The organism is Kitasatospora sp. NPDC001540, assembly GCF_042894345.1.
In the GTDB taxonomy this organism is placed as follows: Bacteria; Actinomycetota; Actinomycetes; order Streptomycetales; family Streptomycetaceae; genus Kitasatospora; species Kitasatospora phosalacinea_C.
In genome coordinates this window covers 37588-57042 of sequence record NZ_JBIAVO010000043.1, presented here as the reverse complement: position 1 = coordinate 57042, position 19455 = coordinate 37588, and the positions used below count along the sequence as shown (strand labels likewise).

14 protein-coding genes are annotated in these 19455 nt (G+C 70.5%); 8 read left to right on the top strand and 6 right to left on the bottom strand.

The window, feature by feature from the left end; all coding sequences use genetic code 11:
- Nucleotides 1-50 precede the first annotated feature (50 nt).
- From ACFY00_RS33475 to ACFY00_RS33455, 5 genes are all read right to left on the bottom strand, one after another.
- Nucleotides 51-449 carry a hypothetical protein gene (locus tag ACFY00_RS33475; protein ID WP_388036770.1) on the bottom strand — a complete coding sequence of 133 codons (399 nt, stop codon included), beginning with the start codon at nucleotides 447-449 and terminating at the stop codon, nucleotides 51-53.
- Nucleotides 446-2863 carry an AAA family ATPase gene (locus tag ACFY00_RS33470; RefSeq protein WP_388036767.1) on the bottom strand — a complete coding sequence of 806 codons (2418 nt, stop codon included), beginning with the start codon at nucleotides 2861-2863 and terminating at the stop codon, nucleotides 446-448. Before ACFY00_RS33470 ends, ACFY00_RS33475 begins: the two co-directional genes overlap by 4 nt.
- 136 nt (nucleotides 2864-2999) lie before the next feature.
- Complete coding sequence (locus ACFY00_RS33465; RefSeq protein WP_388036764.1) at nucleotides 3000-3584, bottom strand: DNA-processing protein DprA; 585 nt, start codon at nucleotides 3582-3584, stop codon at nucleotides 3000-3002.
- Nucleotides 3585-3723: 139 nt separating this feature from the next.
- Complete coding sequence (locus ACFY00_RS33460) at nucleotides 3724-4410, bottom strand: hypothetical protein (RefSeq protein WP_388036761.1); 687 nt, start codon at nucleotides 4408-4410, stop codon at nucleotides 3724-3726.
- 133 nt (nucleotides 4411-4543) lie between these two features.
- Nucleotides 4544-5071: a hypothetical protein gene (locus ACFY00_RS33455; RefSeq protein ID WP_388036758.1), complete on the bottom strand. Its 528-nt coding sequence runs from the start codon at nucleotides 5069-5071 to the stop codon at nucleotides 4544-4546.
- Nucleotides 5072-5276: 205 nt separating this feature from the next.
- Between ACFY00_RS33455 and ACFY00_RS33450 the strand changes: the two genes are divergently transcribed.
- The 6 genes from ACFY00_RS33450 (at nucleotide 5277) to ACFY00_RS33425 (ending at nucleotide 15320) form a co-directional block, all read left to right on the top strand.
- Entirely contained in the window at nucleotides 5277-7394 is a 2118-nt protein-coding gene (locus tag ACFY00_RS33450) for a hypothetical protein (protein ID WP_388036756.1), read from the top strand.
- A 17-nt stretch (nucleotides 7395-7411) separates the two neighbouring features.
- Complete coding sequence (locus ACFY00_RS33445) at nucleotides 7412-9034, top strand: type I restriction-modification system subunit M (RefSeq protein WP_388036754.1); 1623 nt, start codon at nucleotides 7412-7414, stop codon at nucleotides 9032-9034.
- The gene (locus tag ACFY00_RS33440; protein WP_388036751.1) at nucleotides 9027-10106 is read left to right on the top strand and encodes a virulence RhuM family protein; all 1080 of its coding nucleotides are present in this window, start codon (nucleotides 9027-9029) and stop codon (nucleotides 10104-10106) included. Before ACFY00_RS33445 ends, ACFY00_RS33440 begins: the two co-directional genes overlap by 8 nt.
- Nucleotides 10103-11347 carry a restriction endonuclease subunit S gene (locus ACFY00_RS33435; protein WP_388036748.1) on the top strand — a complete coding sequence of 415 codons (1245 nt, stop codon included), beginning with the start codon at nucleotides 10103-10105 and terminating at the stop codon, nucleotides 11345-11347. Before ACFY00_RS33440 ends, ACFY00_RS33435 begins: the two co-directional genes overlap by 4 nt.
- Nucleotides 11344-14610 carry a type I restriction endonuclease subunit R gene (locus tag ACFY00_RS33430; protein ID WP_388036746.1) on the top strand — a complete coding sequence of 1089 codons (3267 nt, stop codon included), beginning with the start codon at nucleotides 11344-11346 and terminating at the stop codon, nucleotides 14608-14610. The genes ACFY00_RS33435 and ACFY00_RS33430 overlap by 4 nt, the downstream gene beginning before the upstream one ends.
- Before the next feature lie 155 nt (nucleotides 14611-14765).
- On the top strand, nucleotides 14766-15320 hold the full coding sequence (locus ACFY00_RS33425; protein ID WP_388036742.1) for a Uma2 family endonuclease: 555 nt from the start codon (nucleotides 14766-14768) through the stop codon (nucleotides 15318-15320).
- Between the two features lie 3 nt (nucleotides 15321-15323).
- Here the strand turns inward: ACFY00_RS33425 and ACFY00_RS33420 are convergent, their stop codons facing one another.
- Nucleotides 15324-16286 carry a cation diffusion facilitator family transporter gene (locus ACFY00_RS33420; RefSeq protein ID WP_388036739.1) on the bottom strand — a complete coding sequence of 321 codons (963 nt, stop codon included), beginning with the start codon at nucleotides 16284-16286 and terminating at the stop codon, nucleotides 15324-15326.
- Nucleotides 16287-16456: 170 nt separating this feature from the next.
- Here ACFY00_RS33420 and ACFY00_RS33415 point away from each other — a divergent pair, with 170 nt between their 5' ends.
- Both ACFY00_RS33415 and ACFY00_RS33410 read left to right on the top strand, forming a co-directional pair.
- A complete protein-coding gene (locus tag ACFY00_RS33415) occupies nucleotides 16457-18178 on the top strand; it encodes a threonine/serine exporter ThrE family protein (protein WP_388036736.1) in 1722 nt (573 codons plus the stop codon).
- Between the two features lie 34 nt (nucleotides 18179-18212).
- Nucleotides 18213-19247, top strand: a complete 1035-nt coding sequence (locus ACFY00_RS33410) for a hypothetical protein (RefSeq protein ID WP_388036733.1) — start codon at nucleotides 18213-18215, stop codon at nucleotides 19245-19247.
- The last annotated feature ends 208 nt before the right edge of the window (nucleotides 19248-19455 follow it).

Here is a 19455-nt window from a genome sequence, read left to right as displayed (position 1 = left end):
ACCGGCCGCCCCCTCCGCCGGGGCGGCCGGTCCGGCAGGGGGAGCAGCCGTCAGCCAGGTGCCGCAGGAGCTGCGTGGGACAACTCCTGGATCAGGGAGTCGACTTCGCGCCGCCATCCGCGAACCTGGTCGTGGGTGGGGCCGAGTTCGTACCGGTGGTAGTGACACCCCAGGCTGAGCTGGGACCACAGGGCCTTCGTCCGGCGGGCGGTCCCGGCGGCCGTGCAGGAGTACAGGATGAGCAGCTTGGCCCGCCCGGTGGTGCGGGACAGTCCGGGGGTCCTGGCCTCCAGGACCAGGTTGACGTGCAGTTCGATCGCGGTCCGCAGCGCCAAGCAGATGCCGCGGTGGCGGCCGCTTGCGGTCGCGCCGGTGGTGAGCGGACCCTCCAGCAGGCGGTCGGCGGCCAGCAACAGGCCCTCGACGGTGGTGGAACGGTGCGTGGTCATGCGGTCGCCTCCGGCTTGCGGATCTTCATGGTGAGAGCTTCGACGTGCGAGACGAAGCGGAGCGGGTCGCCGACGGAGACCCCGCCCGGGTGGGCTCCGCGCTGGCACTGCTGGATCAGAGCGCGTTCCTGCCTGCCCCAGCGCCGTTCGATCTCGGCGCCGACATCGGCGGTCCGTGCCAGGTCGCCGAAGAGCGCGAGCGCGGCGACCTGTGAGAGCCGCTCCGCCTTGTCGAGAGCGGCCTGCAGGACGTGCTCCTTCCCACCGGCCCGGTGGTGGCGGATCCACGCCGCCTCCAGGAACGCGTTCTCCAGGGCGATCCGGCACAGACCGGGCAGCACGTGGTCGTACGTCGCGGGGGGAAGCCCGGAGGTGAGTGCGATCGCCCGCGCGTCGTCGATGGCCCGGGCGACCGGGTCGCTGACGCACTCCACCTTCACCCGGGACTCCTCGCCGCGCGTCACCTGGAAGACCGTGACCGGGAGTTCCTGGTCGGTGAACGCCTTCTGCAGCCGGGTGTCGTGGGTGAACACGACGACCTGCCGCCGCTTGCCCAACTCGTGCAGTACCTGGGCGAGCCCGTGCACCTTGGTCGGGTCCATGGACTGCACCGGATCGTCGATGACGAGGAAGCCGAACGGGCTGTCCTCGGTGCTGGCCCTGGGCAGGAACAGTGCGAGCGCCAGGGAGTGCTGCTCGCCCGCGCTCATGACGTCGAGCGCCGGCGCGTCCTTGCCGTCGACGGAGGCCGACATGACGAGCTGACGGACGGTCGCCTTCTCACTGCCCCTCAGGTTCACCGAGGTGAGGCCGACGTTGCTCTCCTGCCGCAGGAGCTCCCAGATCCGCTGGGCGTCCCGGCTGAAGCGCTCCATCCGCTGCTCCCGGAGTTCGGTGGAGAGCGCCTTGAGCCAGTTCAGCGCCTTGCGGAGGTGGCCGAGCAGGATCTTGTCCCGGGCCACCGCGCGGGCCTGCTCGGCCCAGGCGGCGAGCCGCGTGACGAACGCCCTCCACCGCTCGTCACGCTCCGCCAGCTCATCCGCCGCCCGCCGCCGGACAGTGGCGCAGGCCTCGGCCAGCACCCGGGCGCTCTGCTCGGCGCTCCGGGCGAGTTCGACCGGCTCGGTGATGTCCCGGCAGTCCATCCAGACCTCCCACGGGCCGGCCAACGAAGCGGGAGTCCGCGCCGGACGGTGAATCAGGCGATGCAGGGCCTGGACCCCCGAGCGGACGGCAGCCCGGGCGTCCTCGGCGGACTTCGCCTCGGCGCGCAGCTCCTCGACCTGACGGGCGGCGTCCTCGTACCACTTCGGGCCGATGGCTTCCTGGGCGCCGCAGGTCGGGCAGCTGTCGTCCCCGGGGTGCCGGTCCGCGTGCACGAGCGCCATCTCCAGCAGGTCGGCGCGGAGCCGGGCGCGCTCGGCGTCGGTGCTGCGGACGTCGTCCAGGTCGGCGACGGCGAGCCGCAGCCGGTGGACGGCCTGTCCGACCTGTTCCAGGTCGGGCCCGTGGGCGGCGGCTTCGGCCTGGAGCTCCGCGAGCCGGCCCGCGTCGGCCGCGGGGAGACCGGCGACGAGGGAGTCGATGCTGTCCAGGTCCGGCGCGTCGGGAACGTCCACCGCGATCAGGGCCTGGGCGGCACGGTCGTCGTCCTCCAGGGCGTACAGGGCTTCCTTCAACCCGGGCAGCGCCTCCCGCACCTGCCGCGCGGTGTCGGCGAGGGCCTTCTCGCGGGCCTTCAACTCGTTGGTGGCGAGCGAAAGCTGTTCCATGCCGAGGATGGTGGCGATCGTGTCGTACCGGGCGGAGGGACTCCCCTTGAGCATCCGGTGCAGGTCGTCGTGCGAGAGGAACGGCCGGTGGTCGACCGCTGCCCTCTCCCACCCCGTACCGGAGAGCGGGCCGGTGCCGTGGCCCGGCCGCTTGAACACGGCCTGGGAGCCGTCGAGTTCGGTGCCGGGCCAGCTCCGGGTCAGAGTGCTGCGGCCCTGGTCGCCCTCGATCGCCAACCTCAACTCGATCTTGGGGGCGTTACCGTCGTGCAGGTTGTACCACTGGCTGTCGCGGTCGGCGTTCCGGCCCTGCCGAGAAGACCTGGCACCGGTGAAGGCGACCTCGATGGACTCGGCCACGCTGGTCTTGCCGGACCCGTTGCGCCCCACCACCAGGTTCACCCCGGGGCGGGGCTTGAGGCCGAGCCGGGCCTGGGGGCCGATGCCCCGGAAGCCGTTGACGGTCACCGCCTCCAGGAAGACCCGTCCGGACGGGGTGGCGGCACCAGTGTGCGCGCCGCTGTCGAGGGCGTCCCGGAGCAGGGCCTTCACGGGCTCGGGGAGGGTCGCTTCGGCCAGGCGTGCTGCCACGGTATCGGCCAGGGGGAGTGCGGACTGCTGGTGCTGTTCGGGTTCGGTCATGGTGCGCCTCCGGCCTGTCGATGGGGGCTGGGGGGCGTTGCGCCCCGCCTGCCTTGACACGACAGAACGTTAGAGAGCGCTGGTGTCATTTTGATTATGGATTGCTGGTAACTCTGGTTATCAGACTCCTGATGACTTAGAAGTTGCCGGGTAAGTCGAAGAGGCGGACGTGTGCTCTGTTCCTGGGCCGGAGCGTGAAGCGCGGTTCTATCGCTCGAACACGCACGTCTCCCATGAGAATTCGCGAAGACGGCCCGACCGATGAGCGTGGGGCCCCGTCGTAGGAGGCGTTCACGTGACGGCCGGTGCCGATGACGGGGACGGTCCTGCCGCCGACAGCGAGGGCCGCGCGGTGAGCCGCGGTGTCGATGCCGGCGGCCAGGCCGCTGACGACCGTCACTCCGCGTTCGGCGAGCCCACCCGCGATGGCCCGGGCACGGGCCATCCCCTGTGGGGTGGGTTCGCGGGTGCCGACCAAGGCGACTCGGGGGTCGTCTTCCAGGGAAGTGCCCCGGAGGAAGAGGAACGGCGGGCGCTGGTGAACCAGTCGTAGGTAGAAGGGGTAGTCCTCGTCCAGGATCGTGACGAACCGCATGCCGTCACGGCCCCGGTGGGGGATCTCGCCCGCGATGGCGGCCAGGTCTTCCGGAGGATGGGTGTCGAACAGGGCTCCCTGTCCGGAAGCATCGGGTGAGGACGTCAGGACCTCGCGCGCTGCCAACGGCTTCGACCTGATCGGTGAGCTCCGACCAGGAACGACCCCCTCGCCGCAGGAACGCGACGAGGGCGGCTCGTTCCAGCTCCCGGTCCATGGCGGCAAGCATGGGAACCGGCGACGACACCGGGCGGAGTACCGACCTTCAGCCCTGCTCCCACGTGTCCGGTGCCGGGCCGAACGCGCGACGGCCGGCCCGTACGGCCAAGGCGGCGAGGCCGGCGTTGGCGCCGCCGCCGATCACGGCGCCGACGCCGAACGGAATCACTCGGCCGAGGACGATGATCCCTTGCTTGGTCCCGTACTTCACGACGAAGTTCCGCCCCAGGACCTTGTTGATCTGACGCAACGTCTGGACCGGGATGCTGGCGACGATCTGGCGGGCCCAGTGCTGCCCCGTTCGTTCGGCGATCTTGGTGATGGTGGCGGAACCGGAGCCGCCGAGCATGATTCCCATCACGATCGTCCGGCGGCGTTCGAGTTCGTCGATGGGGACACCGTGGACTTCGGCGAGCGAGAGCGCGAAGAGGGCGCTCAGTTCGAGTGACGAGAGAGCCTCGCCGGCCGACAGCGCCAGGGCGACCCCGGTTCCGACGCCGGGCGCGGCCGCGGCACCGCCGACCGCGGCGCCCGTTCCCGTCAGGCCGCTGACGTACATGCGCTCCAGGGCGCGGATCGTCTGGGCCAGTGTCGCCTCCGGGTTCCGCTGGCGTGACCGGGCGATGTTCTTGCGGACCAGCGGGGTCTGGAGACCGATCGCCTTGTCCAAGAGGTCGAGCACCCGCTGCCCGGGTATGCCCTCGCCCGGTTCGTCGTGGACGTCTGTTGTCACGCCTTGAACTCCTTGAGTTGGTGGGGTCCGGCCGAGTTTCCCACCCGACCGGTCGAACTGAGCGCCCTACAGCCGAGGCAGATCGGGCCGTCCTGGCGGAGAGGTGTGCGGAACGGCCGTCGGCGGGCGGCGGTCAGCCGGTCTTCTCCCACTTCGAGCAGCCTCGGACCTCCAGGTACTCGCCCTTGCGGACGGTCACCCGGGTCTGCCCCTGGGCGTTCTCGTTGGCGATGATCGAGGAGAGTTCACCGGAGGCGTCCTTGTAGCGGGCCCAATAGCAGTTGGGGATCACGCTCTCCGCGGGCCCGGCCGTCTTGTAGGTGCCGGCCTCGATGTCCTCGCCGACCAGGTACTTGCCGTCGCCCGAGAACGAGGTCGCCGGACCGTCCGGGGACGGTGGAGGGGCAGGGGTCTCCGGCGCGCTCGTGGCAGAGGCGGCCGCGGTGACGGTCACGGTGGGCGCGGGGGCGGCGGGGGCGGTGACCGTTGCCGTAGCTGTGCTCGCCGACCCGGCCTGGGCGGTGTCCTGCCCCTCGTCCTCGGGGGCGGCGACTCCGGCCCCCAGGAGCAGGGCGATGAGCGCCGTCGCGCCGTGGGTCAGCCACGCCTTGAACCGGGGCGGCTTACGGGATGGGGCGGGAGGTGAGGGAGGGACGGTCACGGGGACTCCTGCTGTGAGTAGCTGGCTGATCGGGCAGGCGGTATCTTTCCCTGTGCCGCAGCGGGAGCCATTTTTGACTCTGATAACCCTGGTTATCGGAATTTATATTGAACGAAATCATGAGGAAGGTAGGCTTCTGGCAGTCGCCGCGAACCCGTTCGGTTCTGCGGTGGCCGATGACTGCCGATGGAGAAGGGGGCCCAGGATGGACGGTGCGGCACCGATCGACACGCCCGTTCCGGAAGCCGCGCTGCCCGTCCGGCTCGTCGGCTATCCGGACATCGCGGCCCTCGCCCAGGTCAAACGCCCAGTCCCCACCACCTGGAGCCGCCGACACCCCGACTTCCCCGCACCAGTGGCCCACCGCGGCACCAGCCCGCTGTTCGATGCCCAGCAGATCGTCGACTGGCTGCTCGGCACCGGACGGGGCAACGCCGATCCTCGGCGGCTGCGAGCCGAAGCAGCTCTGCACACGCTCGCCGCCTGGCAGTCCGCACAGCTCTCCGCAGAGGTACTGGTCGGCGCCCTGACCGCGCTGATCTGCCTACGGCAGCAGCACGACGCACCCGTCGGCGCACGGCCCTGGGCCGACCTGCTCCGGCAGACCGCCGAACTCGACCCGGAGGATGCCTTCCTCCTCGCGGAGCTGGCCGCCGTGCCTGAGCCGGAGCGGCTGGGGCGGCCCCTCGCGTCCTTGGCGGACGAACTGGTCGAGGCCGCGTACAGTCCGGCCGAGGCCTTCGAATGGGTGCTGGAAGCCCGCCACCGGCTGGGCTTCCACGCCGTGGCGGCAGAGGAGCCCGCCGCGGTGGTCGTCCGCGCCCTCGTCGCACTGGCCGGTGCCGACGGCCTGGCGGACGAGTCGGTCATCGCCACCCCCTGGGCCCGCAGCGGCGATCTGCTCGTGGCCCTGCATGCGGCGGCGCCCGAGGAGTCGAGGCACACCTATCTCGCGGCCGAGCGCGACCCAGCGCTCGTCCGGCTCGTCCGGCGTCGGATGCTCGTGCGGGGCGTGTACGAGTTCGCCCTCGACGTCGCCCAGGGCGAAGAACTGGCGGCGGACATCTGGGGCAACCCCGACCTGCTGGTGTGCGCCCTCCCGTACGAGTCCGGCGAGACGCGGGACGCGCACCGGGTGCTCGAACGGGTGCAGGACCTCGCCGACTACCTCGGCGAGGGCGCGACCGCAGTCGTCCTCGGCCCCGCCGACGCCCTCGTCCACCCGCTGCCCCGCTACGGGAAAGCCGACCTGCTCCGCCGTTCCTTCCTGCACGAGGGTCTGCTCAAGGCGGCGATCAGCCTGCCCGACGGGGCGTTCGCCTACCGCCCCGGCTACCGCACCGCCATCTGGATCCTGGCGCGCAGCCCGGAGGACGAGCGCACGGGTCGGATCCTCCTCGCCGACTACTCGGCGCAGCCGCTCACCGAACCCGTCCTCGACGAGCTCGCCGAGGAGGTCGCCATCTGGCGCGCCTCCCGGTGGCAGGGCGAGCGGCGGCACCAGCCGCGCCACGCGGCCATCGTGCCAGCCAAGGAGCTGGACGACCGCCCCGGGGCCGCGTTCACCCCGCCGCAGCGTCCGACGGAGGCCCGCCACGCGGCGTCGGTTATCGAACGCCCCTCCCGGATCGCCGACTTGGAGCGGCGCCTCGCCGAACCGGCCGCACCCAGCGCGCCGTTGACGGTGGGGGCCGTACTGAGGTCCGAGGACCAGCCGGTGCGCCGCACGACCGTTCGCCGACTGCTCGCGGAACACCGGCTGCGCCGCCGCCCGGGCCATCGCATCGCCCCCGGGCACCTCGCGGCCGAGGGGCACTACGCGGTGATCGGTCCGGAGGAGATCACGGGCAGCACCCCGTTCGGCCGCCGCCGCATCGACCGGGGCGTGGTGTTGACGGCGTACGAACACGTCCAGTTCACCGAACCGGGAGACCTGGTCGTCACGACCAGCCCGCGCTTCGGGGTGCACGTCGACGTCGAAGGACTGTCCGTCGTCCTCGCCCCCGCCCGCATCCTGCGGGTCCGCCCGGACGCCGAACTGCCGCTCCGCCCCCGTGTCTTGGCGGCACTGCTGCGGGCCGCCGCCGCGGACCAGGGCCGTACCGCCGGCGCGGTGCGGGCCTCGCGCGGGATCGAGGACCTGAACGTGCCCGACCTGTCGGCGGACGAAGTCGAGCGGTACGACGCGGTGCTCGCCGAGATCGAGCGCCGGGCCGAGCAACTGCGGCAGCAGACGGCGGCCCTCGACGACCTTGCCCGTCTCGTCGCCGCCGGCCTGGCCGACGGCACCCTGACCATCCCGACCTTCCTCCCGACCGACTGAAGGAGACGTTCCACCCCATGCCACCTCGCAGCAAGAAGCCCACCGAGCAGGCGGAACTGTTCAGCGCCTCCACCGCGAAGGAGATCCAGGCCATCCTGTGGAAGGCCGCCGACAAGCTGCGCGGCTCCATCGACGCAGCCCAGTACAAGGAGTTCGTCCTCGGGCTGATCTTCCTGAAGTACGTCTCCGACGCGTTCGAGGAGCGCCGCAACGAACTGACGAAGGAGCTCGCGGCGGACGGCATCGTCGAGGACCGGCTCGCCGACTTCCTGGAGGACCGCGACGAGTACACCGGCGCCCACGTCTTCTGGGTGCCGGAGACCGCCCGCTGGTCGTGGATCGCCGCCAACGCCAAGAGTCAGGGGGTCGGCAAGCTCCTCGACGAGGCGATGGACGCGGTGATGCGGGAGAACACCGCGCTGGCCGGCGTCCTTCCCAAGATCTTCAACCGGGACAACGTCGACCAGAAGCGCCTCGCCGAACTGGTCGACCTGATCAGCGACGCGCGCTTCGGCGGCACCGAGGACAAGCCCGCCCAGGACGTGCTCGGCGAGGTCTACGAGTACTTCCTCGGCAACTTCGCCCGCGCCGAGGGCAAGCGCGGCGGCGAGTTCTACACCCCGCAGTCCGTGGTGCGCCTGATCGTCGAGATCCTGGAGCCCTACCACGGGCGGGTCTACGACCCCGCGTGCGGCTCCGGCGGCATGTTCGTCCAGGCCAGCAAGTTCATCGAGGCCCACCGGGGTCGCGACCACAAGGCCGACATCGCGGTCTACGGCCAGGAGTTGAACGAACGGACGTGGCGCCTGGCGAAGATGAACCTCGCCATCCACGGCATCGACGGCAACCTCGCCGCCCGCTGGGGCGACACCTTCGCCGACGACAAGCACCCCGACCTGCGGGCCGACTTCGTCATGGCCAACCCGCCCTTCAACATCAAGGACTGGTCCCGCGACGAGAACGATGCGCGATGGAGGTACGGCGTCCCGCCGCGCAACAACGCCAACTACGCGTGGCTCCAGCACATGGTGTCGAAGCTGGGCGAGCGCGGCACAGCGGGCGTGGTGCTGGCCAACGGCTCGATGAGCTCGCAGTCGAGCGGCGAGGGCGAGATCCGTCGGGCGATGGTGGAAGCCGACTTGGTCGCCTGCATGGTCGCACTGCCCTCGCAGCTGTTCCGGACGACGCAGATCCCGGCCTGCCTGTGGTTCCTCGCCAAGGACAAGTCCCCGCAGGCCGGCAAGGCGCTGGCCGACCGCCGGGGGGAGATCCTGTTCATCGACGCCCGCGAGATGGGCGAGATGGTCGACCGCACGGAACGCGTGCTCACCGACGCCGAGTTGGTGAAGATCGCCGGCGTCTACCACGCGTGGCGCGGCACGGCTTCGGCGAAGGCGGAGGGCCTGACGTACGAGGACGCGCCGGGCTTCTGCTTCTCGGCGGACCTGGCGACGGTGCGCGAGCACGGGTATGTGCTGACGCCGGGGCGGTACGTGGGAGCCGTCGAGGCGGAGGAGGAGGACGCGGAGGCGGTGGCGGCGCGGATCGCCTCGCTGACGGAGGAGCTCTTCGGCCTGTTCGAGAAGTCGGCGGAGCTGGAGAAGACGGTTCGGGAGCAGTTGGGGAGGCTCGATGTCTGAGCAATCCCCCGGGAACTCCGGCGAACTGGTCATCTACCGGACGGAGGATGGACGCAACCAGATCCAGCTGCGGGCCGTCGGCGGCACGGTGTGGCTGACGCAGGCCGAGATGGCGGATCTGTTCGAGACGGGCATCCCCAACATCAACAAGCGGATCGGCCAGATCCTGGAGGACGGAGAACTCACCGAGGCAACTATTTCCTCTACGGAAATGGTTCGCCAGGAGGGCTCGCGCCTGGTCCGGCGCGAGGTACTCGTTTACAACCTCGACATGATCCTCGCGGTCGGGTACCGCGTGCGGTCCTCGCGCGGCATCCAGTTCCGCCAGTGGGCGACGACGACGCTGCGTGACTACCTGGTCAAGGGGTTCGTCCTCAACGACGAACGCCTGAAGAACCCGGGCCCCGACGGCTTCGATTACTTCGACGAGCTGCTGGAGCGGATCCGCGAGATTCGCGCCTCGGAGAAGCGGTTCTACCAGAAGGTGCGGGACGTCTTCGCGGCGACCAGCGCGGACTACCAGTCCGACAGCGAAACGGCCCGGACGTTCTACGCCACGATCCAGAACAAGCTGCTCTACGCGGCGACCCGGCAGACGGCTGCGGAACTCATCTTCACCCGATGTGACCCGGACAAGCCCAACCTGGGCCTCACCGCTTGGAGTGGTGGACGGGTTCGAAAGGCGGATGCCGGTGTCGCGAAGAACTACCTCACCTCGGAGGAGATCGGCACGCTGAACCTGCTGACCACCCAGTTCCTCGACTTCGCAGAACTCCGTGCCCGGCGGCGACAGCAGATCACCATGGCGGAATGGGTGACCGCGACGGCCCGCTTCATCGAGATGAACGACCTGCCGGTCCTCCCCGGCCCGGGCAGGGCCACCCACGCGTCCGCTGTTGCGGCCTCCGCCAAGCGCTACGAGACGTTCGACGCCCAGCGGCGCGCGCTGGAGGCGCTGCGGGCGGAGGAGGAGGCGGAGCGGGAGATGAGGAAGGTGCTGGAGGCGGAGGGCACCTGGGACGCACTGGACGAGCTTTCGGCGACGACGGAGGAAATGGAGGGGGAGCGGTGAGCGGGCAGAAATCGGAAACCGGCGGTACGGGTCAGTGGTCCGGGAGGAGCAGGGAAGGAGAGCGGGCGGAGTGGGCCGAAACCACGATCGGCGAAGTGGCCACCGTCTTCGACGGCCCGCACGCCACGCCAAAGAAGACCGATACGGGGCCTTGGTTCCTCAGCATCTCCAGCCTGGAAAAAGGGCGTCTCAACCTGGCCGAATCTGCACATCTCTCGGAGGAGGACTTCGCTACGTGGACGCGGAGGGTGACGCCGCGGGAGGGGGACGTTCTCTTCTCGTACGAGACACGTCTGGGTGAGGCGGCCCTCATGCCTGCGGGGGTGCGGGCCGCGCTTGGACGCCGGATGGGTATCCTCCGGCCCAAGGAGGGTGTGGTAGAGCCGCAGTTCCTGCTCTACGCCTATCTCGGACCGGAGTTCCAGGAGACCATCGCGGCACGCACGATCCACGGCGCCACAGTGGATCGGATCCCGCTGGTCTCCCTTCATACCTGGCCCATCCGACTGCCGAGGCTCTCCGAGCAGCGGGCGATCGTGTCGGTGCTCGGGGCACTGGACGAAAAGATCGCCGCCAATGAGCGCATCACGGCCACGGCCGAGGATCTCGCTGCACTCCTTGTTTCCGGCGAGCCTGAGCGAGGGCGTGTTCGTATGGAGGATATCTGCGTCCTTCACAAGGAGCAGGTCGCACCGCAGGAGATCGTGGATGCCGTCGTTGACCACTACAGCCTCCCTGCGTTCGATACGGGGAAGCTGCCCGAGCGGGTTTCTCCAGGATCGATCAAGAGCGGAAAGTTCACCGTTTCCGAGCCGGCGGTCCTTCTGTCGAAGCTGAACCCGGAGATCCCCCGCGTATGGAATGTCGAGCCGGATCCGGACGTCCCGTCGCTGGCATCGACTGAGTTCCTGGTCTTGGTGCCCAAGGGCTCTCTGACGGTGCATGAGCTGTGGGCGGTCACCAGCCAGCGGGGCTTTCGGGAGAGTCTGGCTGCGAAGGTCACCGGAACCTCGAAGAGTCACCAGCGTGTCCGCCCAGCGGAGGTTATGGCTATGGAGGTCGTTGACCCTCGCCAGTTTGGCGGGGCGGGACAAAAAATCAAGGATTTGGCCAGCAGGGCGGCTCTGGCACGACAGGAGTCCAAGGCCCTCGCCGTGCTGCGCGACACTCTCCTTCCCCAGCTCATGTCCGGCCGCCTCCGTGTCCGTGACGCCGAGAAGATTGTCGAGGACCAGGTATGACGTACGCCTCCGCTGACGGCAACAGAGAGAACTACCGTCCCTACGAAGCCGATTGGGAGCACCTCGCGCTGGACGAACTCGCCGAGCTCGGTTGGGTGCCGGGGGCCGGGAACGAGTTCGCGCCGGGGGCGGGGCAGCGGAGGTCGTGGGAGGACATGGTCCTGTACCAGGACTTGCAGGAGGCGGTGGAGCGGCTCAACCCCGAGTTGCCGCCGTCCGCGGTCCAGGACGTCATCGCGGCTGCGGTGACGCCTGCCTCGCAGGACGCGTACGAGGAGAACCGGACCGCGCACGGTTTCCTGACGGCCGGTGTGCGGTCCGTGTCGTACGTCGACGGGTTCGGGGCCGAGCACAACCCGACCGTTCGGCTGGTCGACCTCGACGACCCGGCCGGGAACGTCTACCGGGCGCTCAACCAGGTCGCCGTGATCGACGGGGAGAAGAACCGCCGCTTCGACGTCGTCCTGTACGTCAACGGGCTGCCGCTCGCCGTCCTGGAGTTGAAGCGCGCCGGCGACGAGGACGCCACGCTCCAGGACGCGCACACGCAGGTCACCCGCTACGTCGAGGAGTTCCCGACGGCGTTCCGGTTCAACGCGGTGGTGCTGGTCTCGGACGGGGTGACCGCCAAGTACGGGACGCCGTTCACTCCGTATGAGCACTTCGCGCCGTGGAACACGGACGAACTCGGGGAGCGGGTCGACCTGTTGTCAGCCGAGGGCATATGGGACTCGGGGCAGAACCTGGCCCTGCACGGACTGTTCGGGCAGGAGCGGTTCCTCGCTCTGGTGAAGTCGTTCGTCAACTTCGTGCCGGCGAAGCGGGTGAAGCGCGTCGCCAAGCCGCACCAGTACCACGCGGTGACGAGGGCCGCCGAGGCCGTGCGGGTGGCGGCGCGCAGTGACGGGAAGGCGGGTGTCGTCTGGCACACGCAGGGGTCGGGCAAGTCGGAGGAGATGGTCCTCACCACCACCATGGTGATGCGGGATCCGGCCCTCCTGAACCCGACCGTCGTCGTGATCACGGACCGCACGGACCTGGACGACCAGCTGTACTCGACGTTCCTGGAGAGCGAGATCCTGCCGGAGGCGCCGAAGCAGGTGCTGGCCCGGGCGGAGCTGCGGGAGGAGCTTGCGGCCAAACGGGTCGGCGGCATCCTGTTCACCACGTTGCAGAAGTTCGGTCGGACGAAGGAGGAGCGGGAGTCCGGCGCGGACCACCCGTTGCTCTCCGACCGCCGCAACATCGTGGTGATCGTGGACGAGGCGCACCGCAGCCACTACGACAGTCTCGACGGTTACGCCCGGCACCTGCGTGACGCACTGCCGCACGCCACGCTGCTCGCGTTCACGGGTACTCCGATCGCTGAGGCGGACCGCAACACGCGTGACGTGTTCGGTGACTACATCGACATCTACGACCTCAAGCGGGCGGCGGACGACGGCGCCACCGTCAAGGTGTTCCACGAAAGCCGGGTGATCAACCTCGTTCTGGACCGGGACGTGGACCCGACGGAGATCGACGCGGAGGCCGACCGGATCACGGACGGCCTGGACGACGTCGAGCGGACCCGGGTCGAGCAGGCCGTCGCGACCATGAACGCGATGTACGGTGCGCCCGCCCGGATCAGGGACCTGGCGGCGGACCTGGTGGAGCACTGGGAGACGCGGCGGAAGGCGATGCAGCCGTTCGTCGGTGTCTCCGAGACGGGCGGTGCGACCGGCAAGGCCATGGTGGTCTGCGCGACCCGCGAGATCTGCGTCAGCGTGTACGACGCGTTGCGCGAGCTGCGGCCCGAGTGGCACAGCGACGAGGACAGCAAGGGCGCGATGAAGATCGTGTTCTCGTCCAACTCGCGCAAGGACCCCCGGCGGCTGCTGGACCACGCGTTGAGCGACAGCAGGCGCAAGGCGGTCATCAACCGGGCCAAGGACCCGGACGACGAGCTCGAACTCCTCATCGTCAACAACATGCTGCTGACGGGCTTCGACGCGCCCCCTGTCCACACGATGTACCTGGATCGGCCGTTGAAGGGCGCGGGCCTGATGCAGGCACTGGCCCGGGTCAACCGCCGGTACCGGGGCAAGGAGGACGGGCTCCTCGTCGGGTACGCGCCGCTGACCGAGAACCTCCAGCGGGCGATCGCCGAGTACACCGACGCTGACCAGCAGGACCGCACGCTCGGCCAGGAACTCGACCGGGCACTGGACGAACTGCGCAACGAGTACGACATCCTCAACGACATCCTGCGGGGCTTCGACTGGCGGGCCCGCTTGGACATGCCGTCGAGGACGGCGTTCATCGACGCCGCGATCCGGGCCGCGAACCACCTGCGGGACCCGCGTACTCCTGGTAACAACCCGGAGAAGCTGGACGATCCGCGGCAGACCCTGGGGCGGCGCTTCCGCGAGCACGCGCACCGGTTGGAGCGGTTCTACGCGCTCTGCGGGAGTTCCAGCGACATCGGCGGGCGCTTCCCGGACGACCCGTTCTGGCGTCGCGACATCCAGTTCTTCGTCGAGGTGCGGGCGTACATGGCGAAGTACGACGCGTTGGAGCGCGAGGCACGGGGGCTGCCCGTCGCCCGCGACGTGGAGCTGTACCTCGCCCAGTTGACGTCCTCGGTCGTGGAGACCGGCGGAGTGACCGACCTGTTCGCCGAGGCGGGCCTGGAAGCGGCCGACCTGACGCAGCTCAACGACGCGCTCATCGCCAAGTTGCAGGGCAGCGAGACCCCGCACTTGGCGGCCGAAGCGCTGCGTCGGCTCATCGAGCGGAAGATGCGCGAGGTGACCCGGCACAACATCGTCCGTCGGACGGTGTTCTCCGAGCGGTTGCAGGACCTGATGGTCCGTTACATGCGGCAGCAGTGCACGAGTGCGGAACTCATCGCCAAACTGGTGGAGATGGCCAAGGAGGTGGTCGCGGACGCCCGTCGTGGCGAGCGGTTCGAGCCGCACTTGGACTGGCGTGAACTCGCTTTCTACGACGCGGTGGCCGACCACGGCACCGTCCGCTCGATGATGAAGGACGACGTCCTGGCCGGCATCGCCCGCGAGCTGGTGGCGGAAGTGCGCAGCAAGCTCAGACCGGACTGGATCGCCCGCGAGCCCGTGCGGGCCCGGTTGCGCAGCGCCATCAAGCGTCTGCTCGCCCGGCACAACTACCCGCCGGGCGACGCGCCCGAGGCCATCAACCTGGTGCTGAAGCAGATGGAGCACTTTGCCAACGAGTGGTCCACGCAGATCACCCCGGAGCGCTGAGACGGTTCGGGAGGGAGCGGGCCGGGACGGCGGCCGGGACTCCGCCGTCCCGGCCCGCCGGTTCGGAAGACGAGCTCGCCGTCCTTCGGGCCGGGTACGGTGGTGGGGTACGGCCCGCCCGGGACGGGTGCCGCAGGCGAGCGAGGGAGCCCGGCATGAGTGCACAGCAGATCGCTTACGGCGATGTGGACCACGAGGCAGCGCTGAAGTACGCCGTGCAGCTCATCGACCACCGGTGGGCCCAGGTCATCGAGGGGCGGATCGTCCTGGTGTCACCGATGTGGGACCACGAGCGCGTCGTGGCGCGGATCCGCCGCCAGCTCGACGTCCGGATCGACGAACTCGGCTGTGTCAGCGGTTCCGGCAACCTTGACCTACCGGGCTCCCCGAACTGGTACCTGGCCGACATCGCCGTTGTTCCCGAGGATCTGGCGCTCGGCGCCGCCGCGCTCACTCCCGATCAAACCCTGCTGGTCGTTGAGGTCACCTCCGAATCCAACGGCGATACTGACCGCGTCACCAAGCGCAAGCGCTACGCGCAGTACGGTGCCCCGCTCTACCTGCTGGTCGATCGGCAGGGTCGTGAGTGCACCCTGTTCTCCGAGCCCCACGACCTCGGCTACGCCGTGGTGGACGGCCCGCACCCGTTCGGCACGCCGATCCAGCTTCCGGAGCCGTTCGGCCTTGTCCTGGACACCGCTGCTCTGTGAGCATCAGCGCCGGGGCGGAGTCGGGTCGAGGTAGACCCGGGTGACGGCGGGGACGGCCTGTCGGACGGCGCGTTCGGCCCGGTCGCAGGCGGTCTCGATCTCGGCGGCGGTGGCCAGGTCGGCGAAGTCGACCTTGGCGGCGACCAGGACGTCGTCGGGGCCGTACACGCTGGTGACCAGGTCGAGGACGCGGACCACCCGGGGCTGGGCGGTGAGGGTCTCGGCGATCACGCGTTCGTAGCGTTCGGGCAGGGCGCGGCCGATCAGCAGCGAGGCGTTGTCGCGGGCCAGCACGTAGGCGACCCAGGCGAGCAGCGCGCCGATCAGGACGGAGGCCAGGCCGTCCCAGAGCGCGTCGCCGGTGAGCTGGGCGCCGAGCAGGCCGCCGAAGGCCAGCAGCAGGCCGACCAGGGCGGCGGAGTCCTCCAGGAAGACGGCCTTCACGGTGGTGTCGGAGGTGTGGCGCAGGTAGCGGTAGCCGCCGACCCGCAGCCGCCGGGTCGTGCCGCGCAGCTGACGGACCGTCCGGGCCAGCGAGACGGACTCCAGGACGAAGGCGACGGCGAGGATCAGGTACGAGAGGGCCGGGCTGCCCAGCTCCTCGCCGTGCCGCAGGGTGTGGACGCCGTCGTGGACGGAGAACACCGCGCCGCCGACGAAGGTCGCGAAGGAGGCGAGCAGCGCCCACAGGTAGCGTTCGCGGCCGTGGCCGAGCGGGTGCGCGTCGTCGGCGGGGCGGGTGCTGCGCTTGAGGGAGAGGAAGAGCAGCACCTCGGTGACGGTGTCGGCGAAGGAGTGCGCGGCCTCGGAGAGCATCGCGCTGGAGCCGCTGATCGCGCCCGCCACGGCCTTGGCGAGGGCGATGCCGAGGTTGCACAGGCCCGCCACGATCACCGTGGTGACGCTCTCGCTGCCCCCGTCCCCGGGGCCGTCGGCGTCGTCGGCCGTCGTCCGCTGCTCGCTCATAGCCGGTCATTGTGTCCGATTCATGGCCTTCCGGGTGGGAGGGGAGGCCGGGTGCCCCGGGTGGCGCGGCCCACGTCGGGCGCTGTTCGCACCCGCGCCGCCGATCGGGCAAGGTGGAGGCCAGGAGGCCGCCCCGACCGGGCGGGCGGCCGGGGAGGCGAAGGAGCACCGTGTCCGATCGGGAGCCGGAGGGCGCGCCGGCGCAGGAAGCGCCGCCCACCGAGGGGCTGCTCGGGCCGGACGCGCCGCCGATCGAACGGGCCGTCAGCGTGCCGCACGCGCCGCAGCCGGCGCAGACCGAGGGCCTGCTCGGCCACCACCCGGCGCCGGAGCCCGCCGAGGCCGCCCGGGGCCGCCGCGGCGCGCTGTACCAGGACACCCTGACGCCCGAGGAGTGGAACGCGGCGGGCTACACCCCGTCCCGCGGCATCGACCTGGCCGAGCTGCACAAGGGCGCCCCCGGCGACGCCCCCTGGCCGGACCGGATGCGCACCCTGCTGCGGACGCCGATGGCCGAGCGCCCCGCCTTCGAGCGCACCCCGCGCGAACTGCACCCCTCCGCCGGGGCGCAGGCCCAGCGCAACGTGCCGCGGGTGCTCGACCTGTCGCTGCGGATCGGCGAGCTGCTGCTCGCCAGCGGCGAGGCCGCCGAGGACGTGGAGGCCGCGATGCTCGGCATCGCCCACGCGTACCGGCTCGACCACTGCGAACCGCAGGTCACCTTCACGCTGATCTCGATCTCGCACCAGCCCTCGCTGATCGACCCGCCGGTCACCGCGGACCGGGTGGTGCGCCGCCGCACCTCCGACTACACCCGGCTGGCCGCCGTGTACGAGCTGGTCGCCGACATCACCGCCGAGCAGGTCACCGTCAACGACGCGTACCGGCGGCTGGCCGGGATCCGCCGCAACCGGCACCCGTACCCGGCGTGGCTGATGGCGCTGGCCACCGGGCTGCTGGCCGGGGCGGCGTCCTTCCTGGTCGGCGGGCAGGTCGACTCCACGGCCTGGCTGGTGTTCGTCTCCGCGTTCACCACCGCCGTGGTGGGCGACCGGCTGGCCTCGGCGATCGCCCGCCGCGGGCTGCCCGAGTTCTACCAGTTCGTGATCGCCGCGATGCCCGCCGCGCTCTGCGGCATCCTGCTGTCCTTCAACGAACTGCACCTGCGCGGCTCGGTGGTGATCACCGGTGGGCTGTTCGCGCTGCTGCCCGGCCGGGCCATGGTCGCCGCCGTCCAGGACGGCCTGACCGGCTTCTACATCACCGCCGCGGCCCGGCTGCTGGAGGTGGTGTACCTGATCGCGGGCATCGTCATCGGCGTGATGCTGGTGCTGTACGTCGGCGTCAACTACAACGCCAGGCTGCGGCCGGACGAGAGCCTGGGCGGCAGCACCAACCCGCCCGTCCAACTGGTCGCCGCGATGGTGCTGGCGCTGGCCTTCGCGATGCTGCTGCAGACCGACCGGCACTCGCTGCCGATGGTGGTGATAAACGCGGCGATCGGCTGGTCCACGTACGGCGTGCTGACCCACAACGCGGACATCTCGCCGATCGTCGCCACCGGCGTCGCGGCGGGCCTGGTCGGCCTGTTCGGGCAGTTGCTGGCCCGCTACCGGGCGGCCTCCGCGCTGCCGTACGTGACCGCGGCGATCGGGCCGCTGATGCCCGGTTCGGCGCTGTACCTCGGCATGCTGGCCTTCGCCCAGGGCCACCCCGCGTCCGGGCTGGTCTCCGCCTCCCGGGCGGTCGCGCTGGCGCTGGCGCTGGCCATCGGCGTGAACCTCGGCGGCGAGGTGGCCCGGCTGTTCCTGAAGAACCCCGGCGCCAGCGAGCGCGACACCCCGCACGTGCTGATCCCGCGCCGGGCGGCGAAGCGCACCCGCGGTTTCTGAGCAAGCCCCCCCTGTCGGATAGAGGCACCACCCGATGATCAGTGCACTGCTGGACGGCTACCGCCACCACATCGTGGACGCCCACAAGCAGCCGCTGTTCCTGCTGCTGGTCGGGTTCATCACCTCCTTCGCGTTCATCCGGTTCAGCACCCGGATGATCCGCGCCCAGGTCCGCTGGTGGCCGGGCAACATCACCCCCGGCGGCCTGCACATCCACCACATGGTGTTCGGCCTCGGCTTCCTGCTGATCGGCGGCATCGGCACCTTCGCCACCGACGGCGGCCACCCCTGGATCGACTGGTTCGGCCTGTCCTTCGGCATCGGCTGCGGGCTGGTGCTGGACGAGTTCGCGCTGATCCTGCACCTGGACGACGTCTACTGGAGCGAGCAGGGCCGCAAGTCGGTGGACGCGGTGATCCTCGGCATCCTGCTCACCGCGCTGCTGCTCACCGGCTACGTGCCGCTCGGCGTCGTCCCCGGCCAGGACACCCGCTGGGGGCTGGTCGCGGTGATCGGGGTCAACGCGCTGGTCTGCCTGGTCGCGCTGCTCAAGGGCAAGGTCTGGACGGGCCTGCTCGGCATCATGGTGCCCGGCCTGTCCTGGATCGGCGCGATCCGGCTGGCCCGCCCCGCCAGCCCCTGGGCGCGCTGGCGCTACACCCGCCGCCCCCGGCGGATGGCGCGCGCGAACCGGCGCGAACGGCGGCTGCACGCGCGGACGGACCGGGCCCGCACCTGGCTGTTCGACCTGATCGCCGGGGCGCCCGACAAGGTTCCGGCCGGGCACCCGAAGGCCCACGCGGTCGCCGAGCGGATGGCCGCCCGGGCCCTCGCCCACCGCCGCCGCCCGGGGCGGGGCGCCGCGGCCGCCGACCGCGGCCACGGGGCGCACGGCGGGTACGGGCCGGGCGGGTACGGGACGCACGGCCCGGACGGTGCGCAGGGCGGGGACGGCGCGGGCGGGGACCCGGCCCGGCGGGCCCGGGCGCAGCGCCGCCGCCGGACGGTGCGGGCCGGGCGGACCCGGACCACCGCGACCGGGCCGGGGCGGTCCGCGGGGCGGCGTTGAAGGGCGGTTGAAAGCGGGGGCGGTGCGGGGGCGGGTCGGTGAGGTTCGCGGGCGTCCTGATCGTTCGGCGCGCCTGCCCGTTCAGACAATCCGACATCTCACTCGTGCGGCCGTATGGCGATGGCACCGGGTCACCGGCCGGTCTGAGAATCTTGCGGTGCGTGACCGGATCGTCACGTCATGGGATATCTGGCTGATCGTCAGAGAC

Excerpts from the sequence above, each read along its gene's own strand:
- ACFY00_RS33475 (WP_388036770.1), bottom strand. The coding sequence starts at position 449 with ATGACCACGCACCGTTCCACCACCGTCGAGGGCCTGTTGCTGGCCGCC.
- ACFY00_RS33470 (WP_388036767.1), bottom strand. The coding sequence starts at position 2,863 with ATGACCGAACCCGAACAGCACCAGCAGTCCGCACTCCCCCTGGCCGAT.
- ACFY00_RS33450 (WP_388036756.1), top strand. The coding sequence starts at position 5,277 with ATGGACGGTGCGGCACCGATCGACACGCCCGTTCCGGAAGCCGCGCTG.
- ACFY00_RS33445 (WP_388036754.1), top strand. The coding sequence starts at position 7,412 with ATGCCACCTCGCAGCAAGAAGCCCACCGAGCAGGCGGAACTGTTCAGC.
- ACFY00_RS33440 (WP_388036751.1), top strand. The coding sequence starts at position 9,027 with ATGTCTGAGCAATCCCCCGGGAACTCCGGCGAACTGGTCATCTACCGG.
- ACFY00_RS33430 (WP_388036746.1), top strand. The coding sequence starts at position 11,344 with ATGACGTACGCCTCCGCTGACGGCAACAGAGAGAACTACCGTCCCTAC.
- ACFY00_RS33425 (WP_388036742.1), top strand. The coding sequence starts at position 14,766 with ATGAGTGCACAGCAGATCGCTTACGGCGATGTGGACCACGAGGCAGCG.
- ACFY00_RS33420 (WP_388036739.1), bottom strand. The coding sequence starts at position 16,286 with ATGAGCGAGCAGCGGACGACGGCCGACGACGCCGACGGCCCCGGGGAC.
- ACFY00_RS33410 (WP_388036733.1), top strand. The coding sequence starts at position 18,213 with ATGATCAGTGCACTGCTGGACGGCTACCGCCACCACATCGTGGACGCC.